The 13,879-nt window shown below is 60.4% G+C and carries 12 protein-coding genes; 1 reads left to right on the plus strand and 11 read right to left on the minus strand.

The genetic code is table 11. The features are described 5' to 3' along the window. Nucleotides 1-133 precede the first annotated feature (133 nt). Complete coding sequence (locus tag KZO34_RS07405) at nucleotides 134-1,021, plus strand: chemotaxis protein (protein WP_219475156.1); 888 nt, start codon at nucleotides 134-136, stop codon at nucleotides 1,019-1,021. Here the strand turns inward: KZO34_RS07405 and KZO34_RS07410 are convergent. The 11 genes from KZO34_RS07410 to KZO34_RS07460 all read right to left on the minus strand — a co-directional run bounded on the left by KZO34_RS07410 (nucleotide 1,018) and on the right by KZO34_RS07460 (nucleotide 13,789). Continuing rightward, nucleotides 1,018-1,695: a hypothetical protein gene (locus KZO34_RS07410; RefSeq protein WP_219475159.1), complete on the minus strand. Its 678-nt coding sequence runs from the start codon at nucleotides 1,693-1,695 to the stop codon at nucleotides 1,018-1,020. The genes KZO34_RS07405 and KZO34_RS07410 overlap by 4 nt on opposite strands. Nucleotides 1,696-1,709: 14 nt before the next feature. Then, nucleotides 1,710-4,622 carry a hypothetical protein gene (locus KZO34_RS07415; RefSeq protein WP_219475162.1) on the minus strand — a complete coding sequence of 971 codons (2,913 nt, stop codon included), beginning with the start codon at nucleotides 4,620-4,622 and terminating at the stop codon, nucleotides 1,710-1,712. Nucleotides 4,623-4,694: 72 nt separating this feature from the next. After that, nucleotides 4,695-5,636 carry an AgmX/PglI C-terminal domain-containing protein gene (locus KZO34_RS07420; protein WP_219475165.1) on the minus strand — a complete coding sequence of 314 codons (942 nt, stop codon included), beginning with the start codon at nucleotides 5,634-5,636 and terminating at the stop codon, nucleotides 4,695-4,697. Nucleotides 5,637-5,648: 12 nt separating this feature from the next. Next, nucleotides 5,649-6,152, minus strand: a complete 504-nt coding sequence (locus tag KZO34_RS07425; protein WP_219475169.1) for an ExbD/TolR family protein — start codon at nucleotides 6,150-6,152, stop codon at nucleotides 5,649-5,651. Continuing rightward, nucleotides 6,149-6,682, minus strand: coding sequence for an ExbD/TolR family protein (locus tag KZO34_RS07430; protein WP_219475172.1), 534 nt, complete (start codon nucleotides 6,680-6,682; stop codon nucleotides 6,149-6,151). The genes KZO34_RS07425 and KZO34_RS07430 overlap by 4 nt, the downstream gene beginning before the upstream one ends. A 19-nt stretch (nucleotides 6,683-6,701) precedes the next feature. Beyond that, complete coding sequence (locus tag KZO34_RS07435; protein WP_219475174.1) at nucleotides 6,702-7,367, minus strand: MotA/TolQ/ExbB proton channel family protein; 666 nt, start codon at nucleotides 7,365-7,367, stop codon at nucleotides 6,702-6,704. Between the two features lie 51 nt (nucleotides 7,368-7,418). Beyond that, nucleotides 7,419-7,718 (minus strand): hypothetical protein, encoded by a 300-nt coding sequence (locus tag KZO34_RS07440; protein WP_219475177.1) that lies wholly within the window; start codon nucleotides 7,716-7,718, stop codon nucleotides 7,419-7,421. A 9-nt stretch (nucleotides 7,719-7,727) separates the two neighbouring features. Beyond that, nucleotides 7,728-8,585, minus strand: coding sequence for a tetratricopeptide repeat protein (locus KZO34_RS07445; protein ID WP_219475179.1), 858 nt, complete (start codon nucleotides 8,583-8,585; stop codon nucleotides 7,728-7,730). Continuing rightward, complete coding sequence (locus KZO34_RS07450; RefSeq protein ID WP_219475182.1) at nucleotides 8,566-11,412, minus strand: tetratricopeptide repeat protein; 2,847 nt, start codon at nucleotides 11,410-11,412, stop codon at nucleotides 8,566-8,568. The genes KZO34_RS07445 and KZO34_RS07450 overlap by 20 nt, the downstream gene beginning before the upstream one ends. Further along, nucleotides 11,402-13,174, minus strand: a complete 1,773-nt coding sequence (locus KZO34_RS07455; protein WP_219475186.1) for a tetratricopeptide repeat protein — start codon at nucleotides 13,172-13,174, stop codon at nucleotides 11,402-11,404. The genes KZO34_RS07450 and KZO34_RS07455 overlap by 11 nt, the downstream gene beginning before the upstream one ends. A gap of 3 nt (nucleotides 13,175-13,177) precedes the next feature. Beyond that, nucleotides 13,178-13,789 (minus strand): hypothetical protein, encoded by a 612-nt coding sequence (locus KZO34_RS07460; RefSeq protein WP_219475189.1) that lies wholly within the window; start codon nucleotides 13,787-13,789, stop codon nucleotides 13,178-13,180. Between the last annotated feature and the right edge of the window lie 90 nt (nucleotides 13,790-13,879).

Genomic DNA, 13,879 nt, shown 5'->3' on the forward strand with positions numbered 1-13,879 from the left:
CAGGGCAAAGCTGCTACTATGGCTACATACCTGAAACAGGTCAGCTCGCGGTTTTATCCACGTGCCACCCCAATCAATACGCCAGCAAGCCTCGGAGCGCTCGGGGCTCTTGTTTGTGAAAGGATCCAGTCGTATGTCCAGCAAAACGAAACAGGCCCAGAAACTCCTGCTGTTTCGGCTGTCCGGTGCCCGCCTGTTCGGGATCGGCACACTGAAAATTCGCGAAATTCTTCCGTTCATGCGGTTGAGCAAACTGCCCCATAGCCACCACGCGGTGATTGGCACGGCCACCTTCCGGGGCTCCGCGGTGCCGGTGATTGATATGGCGGCGGCGGTTGGCAATCCCCCGCTCACGCCGGAGGAACAGCAGAAGGCCTCGATCATCATCACCGACATTCAGCGTCAGGAGATCGGGTTTCTGGTACGCGGCGTACACCAGATCATCGAAGCGGACTGGAAACACGTCATGCCGCCACCCAAGGCGCTGGGGGAGCGAGCCTTCATCACCGGACTGCTGGACGTGGACGGGGATATCATCCAGCTGCTGGATGTCGAACTGTTGCTGGCCAAGGTTTACCCGGAATCCCTGGTGACCAGAGATGTGAGTCTCACCGATGTCGAGAGCGAAACCCTGAAGGCGCTGAATATTCTGCTGGTGGACGACTCCCAGGTGGCCCGCAAGCAGCTCTCTGACGTGCTGGACAGCAAGGGCATTTCCTACCAGGTCACCTCGAACGGTGACGAGGCATTGCAGATTCTGCTGAAGGACGACGAGCTGGGCCGGCCCATCGACATCCTGGTGAGCGATATCGAAATGCCCGGGCTGGACGGTTACGAACTCACCTTCAACGTGCGTGACAACTCGACCCTGAAGCAGCCCTACGTGATTCTGCACACCTCACTGAACAGCGAGATGAGCCTGAGTTACGCCAACCAGGTTGGCGCTAACGAGGCGCTGACCAAGTTCGATGCCGAAGAGCTGCTGCAGGCGATGTTGCGGGGCGCCAGGGAAGCCCGCTAGAGCGAGAACCAGTTTCGTTTGATGGTCTCGTACTGCTCGTTCGAGATCACCCCGCTCTCGGATAACCGGCGCATTTCGGCGACCGCCAGAGGAATCCGTCGTTTGCCATCGGGCAATTGGGCTTGCCCCCGGGCAATTCCCGACAGGACCCCGTCGATGAATTTCGCCACCCGGGCTTCGTCAGATACCAGCGCGTCCACCCGAAACAACACCACATCGCTGTTCAAAGCCAAAAACTCATAGCAGTGTTTGCGCAACCGCAGCGCCAGCGCCATGAGCACCACCGCCAAGCCAACCGGCGCCAGCAGCCAGAGAAGTGCCGCTGGCAGGAACGAGTAGATGGCTGCAGGCAGGGTCAGCAGGCAAATGGCCGCAAACCAGAGTTTATACCGATAGTCCTTCACCTCCCGCGGGGTCGGGTCGACAAAGGTCAGGTCAATGATCTGTTCCGGCAACTCTTTGGTCCGCTTGTGCGTGTTCACCGACAGGTAGTGCTGGTTAAAGCGTTTGAACAACGTGCTGGTTTTTGCCCGGACATTGGTCTGCCGGAATTTGCTGTCGATCTGCCAGGAGTCCCGGGGGGGCACCCCCCACCCCGGGCGTTCCAGCTCAAGGTTCGGTGCGCCCCAGCTGTCCAGATTGATGATATCGGTCTGGCCTAATGCAACGGTCACGATCTTAATCCTTCTTATGGTGTCGGGAACTCGAATTTTTCCGGGTCGTTGTACAGGTGGGCGCCACTGTCGAGCCATTCTGCGATCAGGCGAAGCTCCGCCTGCGTCAGCATGCCCATGTGGGATTGCCGAATGGCCTCCGTCCCAGTGGTTTCCACTTCGTACTGGTCGTCGTCCGGATCGTTATCAAACAGGCTGAAGAAACGGGCACTGGCGATGGCTCCCCGCGCGCTCATCAACCGGCGTGCGAAGCAAACGCCCGGGTCTGGCAGGACGGTCAGATCACCCTGAACGCCGTCCGGGCAGGCACCGTCGACCGTTGGATCCACTTCAACCCACTCGCCGTTCTCCTGCTTCAGGTAATAGTCGGGTTCGAACAACTCAACATAGGATTCCAGCTGGCGCCCATCCCAGGAAGCATTGCCGTTGCCCAGCAACAGGTTGGTGCTGGCACCGCCCCCGCCGCCGCCCTCAGCACAAGATTTACTCTCCGCCGCCCGGTGGCAGTTCTGGCACGAAGTGACGGAACTGGTATTCGGGTCGACACGGCAACTGTTCCAGATCGGCTGGATATGCTCCTGATAATTGATGGTGGCCTTGCAGTCGCTGGTCCAGTTGGTCAGGCACGACGCGTCAGTGACGGGCGCTGGCGTGTTCAGGTCCGCATAAGGAATCTCGAACGCCAGGGAATCATCCGGTGGATTGCTCCAGTAATCCTCGTAGCGCACGGTGTCGGCCCAGGTCGTGGTCAGCTGGCCCAGCGAGTTCAACAGGGCCTCGGCCATGGTGTCTTTCCAGTTGGCCGCAATGATGGTGGGGTTGGCGTTCGGGAACGGCATGGCATCGCCCGGCGCACCGGGGTTGGCCGAGGCCAGCTCGATGTCCGTGCGGGCGTGGGGAATGTCCACTTCCGGATCGTGGCAGCCGTAGCACTTCAGCAACTGCCCGTCCTCCAGCAACAGCGACTGCGGGTGCTGGGTCAGGTAGTTGTAGTTGTAATCCTCGGCGGCAATCAGGTCCACGCGTTTACCGTATTTGTTCACCACCTCGAAGGTGAAACTGGTGTCGGCCGGCACTTTCACCATGGCGGACCCATCGGGCTCAACCATGGCGTATGAGAGCACGTCGTAAAGTATCCGGTTACCGGAACCAACCAGAGGGGTCAGGCCCAACGGTGGCTGGGGGCCGTCACTGGGATTGAGAATGGGATCGGTCAGGATAGCCTGTTCAAGCTCAGCCGGGATCTCGCGCGCGCCCAGCACCCGGATGAACCGCTCGGAACGGTCGTCCGGAAGGGTCAGCGAAGGATCACGCCGGGTTTCAATACCGCCGTCATACAATTCCGCCATGTCCGCGCCGTCCATGTCGTAGACGCTGCGAATATGGAACACGGCGGTGTTCTCTTCCAGGTTCAGGGTGTGCTGGTCACCGGTATAGGGCTCGGCCAGTTCGTTTTCATCGGCGATCACGATATCGGTGTACAGTGCGCGCTTGTGGCCCTGTACCACCGGCAGCCGGGTATTCTGCTGCGGATCCACCATCCAGATGCCGTATTGCGGATCGCTCAGGTTATCGACGGTCGATGAGCCTTCGCAGACGCCGGTGATCTGTGCGTCCGAGGTCAGGCACTGGGCCCAGCTGGCCAGCAGCCGGCCGGAGCCATCGCCGTAGGGGGCGACCGCGCTGTACCAACCGGCGGGCGACACCTGGTTCGGGTAGAAGTTGACCAGGCCGGGGGTCATGGATTCTTCCGCCTCGCCGATCACACTCTCGTCCACCGGCTTGCCGACGGCGAAGAAGTTCTGACTGTTGACCACCACCACATCGCCGCCATAAATGGGGTTGAAGACGTGGCGCATGATCGTCAGCAGGTTACCGTCATCCAGTGGGATCGGATCCATGTAGTGAATAAAGGAAGCGTCGGTAAATTCCTCACTGAGGCTACCGAAGTAACGGTGGACGTTGCCGCCGCTCGGGGTAATGCGGTACATGCTGAGCACGTCCTCTACGAAGACTCGCTCACCTTCCACCTCACCCGCCAGTGAAGCACCACACTTGTCTTCCACAGTCCATTCCTTGGGCTGTTCCAGGCCGGACGGGAATTTACCGCCGTTGCCCTGACCATAGCCGCCGCCATGGGGCTGCTGGTTGAAGTTGGGGTCATCAATATTGTCGAGCGTGCAGTCCTGCAGGGTCTCATAGATTCGCCCGAAGCGAATGAACACGACCTGGCCGTCGTTCATGGTACTCGGCTCGATGTCGTGGAACTGACCAAAGGTAATCTGCGCCAGTTCGGTGCCATCGGGGTTCACCGAATGCAGCAGCGAGGCCGGCTCGTTGAAATCCTCCAGATACTCACGCAGGTCCAGCAGGCGCCAATCGCCCCGGCCATGTTGCCGCGACGACGAGAAGATGATCTTGCCTTCGTTGGTGTAGGTCGGGTTGGTGTCCTCACCGGCGTTCGCTAGGTCATCGTCCGCCAGAACGCGGCGAACCGTGCCTGTCGCGAACGTGTATTCGTAGATGTTCCAGGTGAAGTTGTTCGGGCTGTTCGCAGGACCATGGGCCGCAAAGACCATGCGCTCCCCGTCCGGCGAAACGTCCAGATCCTTGACGTCGTAGGAGGTACTGCCGAAGTAGTTATCAAGAATGCTGCGCTCACTGGAGCTCAGGGCAATTCGATCACGCACCATCAGCTTGGCCCCGGGCCTGAAGGCATAGGGCGCACGCGGATCCAGGGGCGGTCGAATATTGACTGACGACGTATCCCCCATATCCGGATAATTCCGGACCACGTAAGCAAAGGGCTGGTCAGAGAGGATGGCCTGATCGTTTTCGCTCAGTTCTCCCTCAAAGCAACCACTCAGGCCGACGGCGGCCAGACCAGCCAGCACAAGACCGCGGGCCTTCCTTTGAAATGTATGCATGATCCTACTCCCCTGCCTGAACATCCGAAGTCAATGAGGCTCCGACCGGAAATGGCCGGAGCTCGTTGACCATTAACCAGGCATAAAATCGAACTTGTAATTGACCGGTGTTGCCGCGACATCCTCCGGCCCGAAGGAAATCATCTGGATCCGGGCCAGAAGCTTGAGCTCCAGCTTCTGATCCGCCAGCTGGCTGTCCACCAGATTGATGCTGGAGATACTGCCGTCCGGCTCAATCACGATGTGGAACACGAACTTGCCCTTGAGCCCCGGATCGCTTCGCAGCGCCCGGTTATACAAGGCGTAGATGGCGCCCTTGTGCTGCTCGAACACCCGGCGAATGGATTCCATGTCGCGGCCACCGTCCACGCTGGAGCGATGGGAGCCGCCACTGCTGCTGCCACTGCCGCCGCCTCCGGTACCACTGCCGATCGGGCTATCAACCGAGGTGGACGAGTGCGCAGCCAACTGTGTGCCGCTGCCGGAATCGTTCATCACCGAGCTGTTCACGCCACCGCTGGTCTTGGTGGCCGACGTGGCCCCCAGCACCGAGCGGGCGGCTTTGGCCGCAGCGCCGGTTTTCACGTTGGTGTTCTGAGCCTGAAGCTTCGCCACGTCCAGTGAACTGCGCAGTGAAGACAGTTCATCGGAGAAGGCCGCCACACCCATCTTGGACACCTTTTCCCGGGCCTTCTTCACTTCCTTGGCCGGCGCCGGTTCCGGAGCGGCCTTTTTCTCGGCCGTTTCAGGCTTCTCTTCCTGTTTGACCGGCTCGGGCGGTGGCGGCGGCGGTGCAACCTTGCGCTGTTCGATCAGCACCTTGGCCAGGCTGGGTGGTACCCGTTCCTTCTCTTCACGCTCGATCTCCGGTAGCGGTAGCCAGGGAAAGACCACAGCCAGCAACAGGAGCAACAGCAACAGGCGTTTCAGAATGCGTTTGAAGCGGCTGTCTTCGTCGCCACTGGCATCCCAGGGCAGAGCGAATTCGTAGGGTGTTGTTGTCATTGCAGTCATCGATTCCCTCCGTCAGGCGCCGCTGGTGCTGGAAACGCGTGAAACGGCCATGGAAAGGTCCCGATAATCCGCCTTGGCACAGGTGAGCATCACCCGCTTCAGGAGTTCATAGGGAATTTCCTGGTCACCCAGTATGGTTACCGCCCGTCCCAGGGTTTTCTCACGCTCCGTCAGCTCCGTGCGCTTGGTGGCCTGAAACCGAAGCTCTTCCATCAGGCCGTCAATCAGGCCGTTGGAGGTGATCACCTCGTTGATCGTGGCCACGGGGCGGCCGTCCACGAGGATGTCCTCCTCGGTGATGGTCACCACGGTGGTTTCCTTCGGGCGCTCTTCCGCGGTGGAATCCGGCAGGACAACATCGTTGACCTTGAGGATTTCGTTACTGCCAGAGTTGAGCAGCAGGAAGAACACCAGGATGGTGAAGATGTCCATCAGGGAAACCAGGTTCAGCTTGGCCGGTTTCATGAACGCCTTGGCGCTGCCCTGGAGGCCGAAGGAAGTCAGTTTTTCATTCATGACTTCCCTCCTTTCTTCGTCGGTGCATCACCCAGGGAGATGTCCGGGAACAGCTCCACATCCACGGCTTCGGCAACCACAACGGTCTTGGCCGAGCGCAGCGTATCCATGGTCGATACCAGCGACTGATAGGTCACCCCCGGCTCCGACAGCAGCAGGGCATCTTTCTTGGCGATGTTCTTGGCTGCCAGCCGACGCTTGATCTCCTGCAGTACATCGGAGAGGGCGCGGAAATCGTGATGCGCCTCCTTGCCATCGTCCGTGGCCTCGACCCGGTCAATGGTCTTCACCAGGTTGCCGCTGGGGTAATACACCTCGATCGCGGATTCCCGCACCACCACCTCAAGCTGCCGGTTTTCCTCGGCGCTGGCGGTCTGGGCGCCGGTCAGATCGGGCAGGTTGAGCTCAAGAATTGAGATGTGGTTGAACACCATGCTCATCAGCAGCACCGGCACCAGAACGATCATGAGGTTCATGAACGCGGTGATGTCGATGTCCGCTTCTTCAGGTTCTCTGCGTTTTACAAACATAACGGGTTACCTGCTGCGATCAGGCGTCGGATTCACGGGTATTAACGGACCGACGGTTGCTGCGAACGATGGTATTCAGAGCCTTCACACCGGCCATCTCGATGCTCTCGACGATTTCCAGAGTCTTGTTCTGCAGCAGGGAGTGGATCAGCAGCAGCGGAATGGCGGCGATCAGACCAAAGGCGGTGGTGTTCATGGCCACCGAGATGGACTGTGACAGCAGGGTGGCCTTGTCCGCCGGGTCGGCGTTGGCTACTGCGGTAAACGCCGCGATCAGACCGATGATGGTGCCCAGCAGGCCCAGCAGGGTGGAGACGTTGGCCAGAATGGACAGGTAGTTGGTGCGCTTGGACAGGCGCGGGATGCTTTCCATCACACCTTCCTGCATGGCGGCGTGGATGTCGTCACGACGCGGCGAAGCGCGCATGGTGTCCAGCGCCACGGCGACCAGACGACCAATGGCAGATCCGTTGTCCTGGGCCACTTTCTCGGCCTCGTCGAACTTGTTTTCATTCATCAGAGGCAACAGCTCACCGTAGGCGTGCTTGTTGGAATGGAAGGCGCGCTTCAGGAACAGCCAGCGCTCAACGGCAATGGCCAGGCCGACCATCAGCACCAGCGCGATCGGGAACATGAAGGCGCCGCCTTCCTGGAAGAATGAAACAATGCTTGAGTAAAAGTTCATGATGGGTACTCCACACGTCGCTAATCGAATAGATCGGTTTTGGTTGTTGCTTTACTCGGACGTGCCCGCGGGCGCTTCCAGAGAAAGTTCGTCGTAGAACTGCATGGTTCTTGAGTGAATATCCCGGTCCACCACTTCAAACACCTTGCCGGACACAGAGGTGATTGACCGGTAAAGCTGATCGGGCCCTTCCGGTGGTTTCCAGGGAATGAAGTAACTGACCGAGGGCTGCTCCTTGTCACCGACAAAGGTGCTTTCCAGGTCAATCTTGTCCTGCCCCGAGGCGCCCGGCGCCAGGGTCAGTGACGCGAGGGCGGCGATAACGGCGAGGTGCGCTCTGGTTTTCAGCATGGCGATCTCCTAGCCTTTCTCTTCAGTGTTTTCGGCTTCCAGGCTCTTCTCCGCCGCCATGGGCTCGGCGGATGCCGACTCTTCCGTCGCCTTGGGTGCCGGCGGCGGATTGTCGATAAAGCTGGTCTCGATGCCTGTACGGCGCCGGATCTCGATCAGCCAGTCGGCCACCTGCGGGTTGTCGCCTTCGGTCAGGAAGTCGTAGGCCTCGAAATGCGGCTGAGCCGATGCCGGCTGGTTCATGTACAGGTCGTACAGGATCGCCAGGTTCAGGTGAGCCTCGGGAAAGTCTTTCCAGAGCTCCAGCGCAGCGACATAGGTGTCGCGGGCGGCCTCGAAATCGCCACTGCGCCGCTGAAACAGCGCCAGGGCGAGATAGGCGTTTACGTTCTCCGGATTGACCGCCAGCGCCTTTTCATAGGACTTCTCCGCCCGTTCCATGCGCTCGCCGATTTCCGCCAGCTCACCCAGCTTCACCCAAGGCCCGGACAGATCCGGGTAATCCCGGGTGATGCCCTCAAACGCCTTGCGGGCATCCCGGTATTGTTCATCGGCCATCAGGCGGTTTGCCGCCTGGAAACGGGCGACGGCCTCCGGCGGAACCGGCGCGGAAGCTCCGGTGTAGGGATTCGGAGCCGGCACGTAGGCCACCTTCTTGCCTTGCGCATCGTAGGCCTGCCTGGGCAGGTAACGCTGGCTGGCCTCGCCGTTCTTTGGCTTCACCGGCTTGCTTTCCACCACTTTGGGGGCCGGGGCGTCAGGGGCGCCGCCGGTACCGCCGACAGTGCCCAGTCCAGCGCAACCGGAGAGCAGCACCGCGGTCATGAATGCGCCCGTGCGCCAGGGCTTAACGGATACCATCGCCATACGCCACCTGTACTTCCTGTTTGTCGAATCGAGCCGGGTTCAGCTTCGCCATCGCGTCGAAGCTCTTTGCGATCCAGGGGTTGAACATGCCGCCCCAGGACCGTTCGATGTTGGCCTGGTGCACCTCAATGGCGAGGTCCTCGAACGGAATCGCCTGTTCCTCAAGCACCAGCTCGTACTGCATCGCTTCAAGCTGGCTGAGGCCACTCGGCCGGGGGGCGTCCATCAGCTCGCGGGCGAACTGGCCATAGAGATCGGCGATATTGAACGTCGCCCGGGTGGTCTGGCCGGCGATCTCGTAACCCACCGCTTTCTGGTACCGGTCCAGGGCGTTCTTGAGCTTTTCGTTCTTGCGCGGAATGCTCTTGTTCAGCGGGTGACGGAGACGAACCCGGTCAAACTCGATGCGCCAGTAGTCGCCGTACTCGTTGTTCGCCCAAGCCGCCAGCCACGCCGACCGGTCACTCTGCCAGTTGGCCGGAGCCTTGTTGTGGCCGTCGATCACCCGGCGCAACCAGTACAGGTGGCGGTTCAGGTCATCCATCCGCTTGTACAGGTAGGCGACGTGGTAGCGCGCTTCCATGCGGGTGTCGAACGGCTCCTCGTAATCGAAGGCCCACTTCTTGAAGTAGGTGAGTGCCTGCTGCTCCTCGCCTGCCTTTTCGTACAGCTCGGCGGACAGGAACAGCGCATCCCGGCGCACATCGGCCTTGGCATTGCTGCGATAAATACCTTCGTACTCCCGGGCCGCCTTCAGCCACTGCTCATCCTGCTCGTAGGCCCAGGCAATCTTCTGGGGCAGGTCCGCGGCCAATTTATGGTTTGGGAAAAGCCGGCGGAGCTCGTTCATTTCCGCCAGGGCCGGATCCCAGTCCTCGAGGGTCATCAGGTGGGTGGCGGCGTCAAACTGGGCGATCACCCGCACATCGGTATTCGGCGCCACCACCTTGATGCGAAGAAACTGCTCCACGGCACCAGCCAGGTCGTCGGCCTCCAGGGCCTGTTCACCCTGCTTGTAGATGGTGACGGCCATGCGCTCGGTGACTTCGGTGTACTGCTTGTCGCTGGTATCGATGTAGCGAAGCTGACTGCGATAGCCCGCTTCCGCCTCGGGGAACCGGCCCAGCTCATACTGGCTGTGGGCAATCACACCCCAGGCCGTGCGGTTCAGCTCACGGTCGACATCGCCTTCGCGGCTGACAATGCTCGTGGCCACTTCCAGGGCGCGTTCATAGCGCCCCAGAGCGAACAGTTCCTCGGAGGTTTTGGCCAGCACGGAACCGGAACGCTCGTCATCCCGGTAGGCCTGGACAAACCGCAGCTGGCTGTCGACGCCCTTGCTGCGCCAGGCGGTGACGGCTTCCGAGCCCTTGCCACTGGCCGCGATCAGACGCTCCAGTTCTTTCTGGTAAGCGATGATGGCAGCGTAGCCGGCATCGGGACCGTATTTCGGGTGCTTGAACTCGTAGGCGCTACGCTCGTAGTGGGTAATAGCGGTCGGGTAATCGCCGCCATCGAAAGCCGCTTCGGCCCGCATGTACACCATTTCCGGAATACGGGGATCGTTCGGGAAGGTCTGCTCGTACTCGCCGTAAAACTCGGCCGCCTTCAGGAAGCTGGTGCGCTGCTCGGACGCACGGGCCACCTTGCCGGCCGCGTCCACTGCCCCTTCGGCCAGCTCGCGCTTCAGACGCTGGCCGGTGGCGTGGTAGTGACGCGCCAGTTCGTCGATGTACGTCTTCAGGTTGGGAATGACCTTGGCCTTGATGTCCCCAGATTTGGTATTCCAGAACTCAGACCGGATACCGTAGTTGCGAACGTACCTTTCTTTCTCCGGCAGCACCTGCTGGGAAAATTCCCCATCCACATAGGCGCGGATCATGTCAGCGTGCATTTCCGGCGCGCGGTCGGAGTCCGGGTTCTGCATGACGAAGGCCCGGAAGGATGAGGCCGAATCCTCGTACCGTTCCTTCTCAAGGTAATGCTTGCCCAGACTGGAGTAGAGAATCCAGGTGTACTTGGCGCTCTCCGGCCGGTTGGCGAACATGCTGTCGATCTTCGAGGCGCCCCCGGCGTAGGCCAGGCCGACGCTCATGATGCGCAGGGTGTCATCCACCAGCGAGCGGTTGACGTTGTCCAGCTTCTCGACCTTGCCGTCTTCGGGCACCAGGCGGTCCAGCACCTGGGAGAAGGCCATCAGGCTGTTGTCGTAGTCCGACAGTTTGTACTGGGACCAGCCCAGCAGGTAGTAGGAGTTGTTCAGGAAGGCCGAATCCCCGCCCAGGGCGATGACCGCCTTGTAGGCCTGTTCCGCCTGCTCGTACTCTTCGTGCCGGAAATGGATATCGCCCTTGCGGAAGTAGACCTCGGCCAGTCGCTGCGAGTGGGGGTGATCCTGAATGAACTGTTCAAGAACGGTACGGGCATCCTGGTCCCGACCATCCAGATCGTAGGCCTTGGCGAGCTGGTACATGGCCTCGGCGTTTTCATCGGAACCCGGGTACTTCTTCAGCAGTTCCTGGTAGGCGTCGATGGCGTCGGGGAAATAACCGGTGTCGCCCGGCAGCACGCCGCGTAACTGGTTGTAGTCACCTTCCAGCATGTAAACACTGGCAATGCGGCGCTCGATCTGTTCCTTGAGCTCCCGGTCCTCGATGGTTTTCAGCAGCTCCCGGTATTCCCGGCGCACGTCTTCGTGCATCACCCGCGGCAACGGGATATCTGCCAGCGGCTGATGGTTTTCCTGAATCCGGCCGATGGTGGGGCCGCCATCGAAGCTGGCGCAGCCGCCAATGAACAGGGTCAGCAGCAGAATCCTAGATCGCATGATCGCCTCCTTCCGCCTGGTCTGCGGGGGCAGCAGCGGACTCCGGCGCCGACTGTCCTTCGTCTTCAATCACTTCGAGGTCCTGCAGGGAGCGGTCCAGAATCCGGACCTTCGCCAGTTGAGCCTCGACCTGGTACTGCTCCAGGCGCTGCTGGTGGATATCCAGCTCGGTGGCCACCAGCGTGCGCATGACGTCTTCAAGGCGAGTGATCAGTCCTTCCGTGCGCACCATCTGGTCGTCGACCTGCGCCATCATCCGGACCACGGCCTGACTGAACTGGTCACCTTCGGAAATGGCGTGCGCGCCATTGAGCGCATCAAGCATGTTTTCGCCACGGGTAATATCAAAGGCCAGGTCTTCGAGCTGCCACTTCAGGCGTTCCTGAGCATCCTCGGGGAGGCTGGCCATACGGCTGGACAATATCTGATAGCGTTCACGGCTCTCGGCTACCTGGCGCGAAAGCCGGGACAGGCCCTGACGGTAGCTCTCACCGTCAATGCTGCCAGCTCGGGCAGCCAGAATGACGTCGAAATCATCACGTCGTGCCTGCCAGTTTTCGAGGTTATTGCGAATGGCATACAGATCTCTCAGATCCTTGAGCACAGACTGGAAGCTGTGATCGGACATGAGCTCGACCAGGAACGGCGAGAGATGGTTAACGGAGACCGACGGCGCGGCGCCAAACCAGTCGCTTTCACCCAGCACCTGGTCAAGGTTCTGGACAAACAGCTCCATCACGTCCGCGTGATCCAGTGACTGCCGGGCTTTCTGGAGCCAGTCCAGGGCCTCCCGGAATTGGTGATCGGCGTCGATAAAGCCCTGGGCCGCCCGTCCGTTAAGACCCATCTGCTCGTAGACATGGGGCTGGAGCAGAATCGCCTCCTGGACTTCCGGCAACGCAATGGAACGAGTGGTCAGTACATCAAGGGGGCCGAGCGCATCGCGGAAGGCGCCCTCATTAATGGCCATCCAACTGGCACCCAGCAGGCCCCGGTTGGAGTAGGCACCGGTGCTGCTGATCCGCGAAAGCTGCAGGCCTGCGTTGTTTTGATCGTCCCGGCGGGCGTAAAGGAAGGAAAGCGCCATTCGCGCCCGGTCGGCCAGCCGGTGAAGTTCCTCGCTGCCATCAGCCAGGTCAATGACCTTTTCCAGAGCTGCGATGGCGCGGCCGGAATTTTCCTGAGAACCAAAGGCAATGGCCAGGTTGAAATAGAAGTAGGGCGCGAACGGGCTGTCGTCATCAATACTGTCGGCAACCGCCTCACCGGCCGAAAAGTAACCCAGCTTCACGTTCACCAGGGCCGCCAGATAACGGTATTCGGAATCCACCGCCTCCGGAAGCGGGCCCTGGATATTGCTCAGGTTACGGGCCGCGACGCTGGTATCGCCGCGAAGGTATTGCATCTTACCAAGATAGAACCAGGCCCGGTTGCGTACCTCTTCGGTCAGGTTGCCACGGGCAACCCGGGTGAAGATATCCTCGGCCTGGGTATCCAGTCCGTAGGACAGGCTGATACCGCCTTTCAGCAGCTCCGGGTAAGTACCGTGATTCTGGACGCCACCATGGTCCTCCGCCCAGGCATACTCGACCAGGGCTTCAAAATAATTCTGCTGGTAGAACTCGAACAGGATTGCACCGTACTTGAGGTCCTGTACCTCAGACATCGACGACGCGGCGCCGACCGGCAGGCACACAGCCCCGAGAGCCAGCCCGGCCAGGGTGCCTCTGAGCGTTCGATGGGCAGCGCGTACGAGCATCATGGCTTACCACTCCCGGACGGTAAATTCAGGCTGCTGCCGCGCTTCGGAGTCGGCAATACTCAGCTCCACATACTTTGGCCCCTGGGCTTTTGTGAAGCGCAGGCTGCTGCCACGTTTGTACTCGCGACCATTGGGCCCCTGCCCGATAAAAAACGCCGACAGGGTATGCTCGCCAGCACTGATGTTGCCCAGATGCAGCCGATGCATCCCGCCCTTCGACAGGGCCGCACGCTCTTCTTCGCTGTACAGGTATGAGGCAATGGTTTCGTTGTCCAGCCGCAGCTCAACCCCTTCCAGATGGAAGAACTCGCCAACGTTCAGCGACAGGAACACATGAAAACGGGTGTTCGCCGGAAACAGCAGATCTTCCTCAAGCACCCGGAGATCCTTGTTCAGGACCACCACGGACTGCTTGAGGTCCTGGATATCGCGGGACAATTCATTGACCGCACGCTGCGCCCGCTCGCGGCTCTTGCGAACCGACATTGGCGTTTCAATAATCTGGTCGAGCGCTGCCGCCGGGGCACCTACCCGGGCGCTGTCCTGAGCAGCATCCTCGCTCGCGACCGCGTGACTACCCGCAGACAGCATCAGGGACAGAAGTCCAACCCGCATCCAGCCTGATTTCGTTGTTGCCGGTCTGTACTCAGACCCCGGTTTTTGAGACGTCACCATCTTGCTCCTGTGCCATTTCGCCGGATTGGC

The organism is Marinobacter sp. F4206, from assembly GCF_019392195.1.
Lineage (GTDB): Bacteria > Pseudomonadota > Gammaproteobacteria > Pseudomonadales > Oleiphilaceae > Marinobacter.

Coding starts and splice junctions, on each gene's coding strand:
- KZO34_RS07405 (WP_219475156.1), top strand. CDS start 134: ATGTCCAGCAAAACGAAACAGGCCCAGAAACTCCTGCTGTTTCGGCTG.
- KZO34_RS07415 (WP_219475162.1), bottom strand. CDS start 4,622: ATGCATACATTTCAAAGGAAGGCCCGCGGTCTTGTGCTGGCTGGTCTG.
- KZO34_RS07420 (WP_219475165.1), bottom strand. CDS start 5,636: ATGACTGCAATGACAACAACACCCTACGAATTCGCTCTGCCCTGGGAT.
- KZO34_RS07425 (WP_219475169.1), bottom strand. CDS start 6,152: ATGAATGAAAAACTGACTTCCTTCGGCCTCCAGGGCAGCGCCAAGGCG.
- KZO34_RS07430 (WP_219475172.1), bottom strand. CDS start 6,682: ATGTTTGTAAAACGCAGAGAACCTGAAGAAGCGGACATCGACATCACC.
- KZO34_RS07435 (WP_219475174.1), bottom strand. CDS start 7,367: ATGAACTTTTACTCAAGCATTGTTTCATTCTTCCAGGAAGGCGGCGCC.
- KZO34_RS07440 (WP_219475177.1), bottom strand. CDS start 7,718: ATGCTGAAAACCAGAGCGCACCTCGCCGTTATCGCCGCCCTCGCGTCA.
- KZO34_RS07445 (WP_219475179.1), bottom strand. CDS start 8,585: ATGGCGATGGTATCCGTTAAGCCCTGGCGCACGGGCGCATTCATGACC.
- KZO34_RS07450 (WP_219475182.1), bottom strand. CDS start 11,412: ATGCGATCTAGGATTCTGCTGCTGACCCTGTTCATTGGCGGCTGCGCC.
- KZO34_RS07455 (WP_219475186.1), bottom strand. CDS start 13,174: ATGATGCTCGTACGCGCTGCCCATCGAACGCTCAGAGGCACCCTGGCC.
- KZO34_RS07460 (WP_219475189.1), bottom strand. CDS start 13,789: ATGCGGGTTGGACTTCTGTCCCTGATGCTGTCTGCGGGTAGTCACGCG.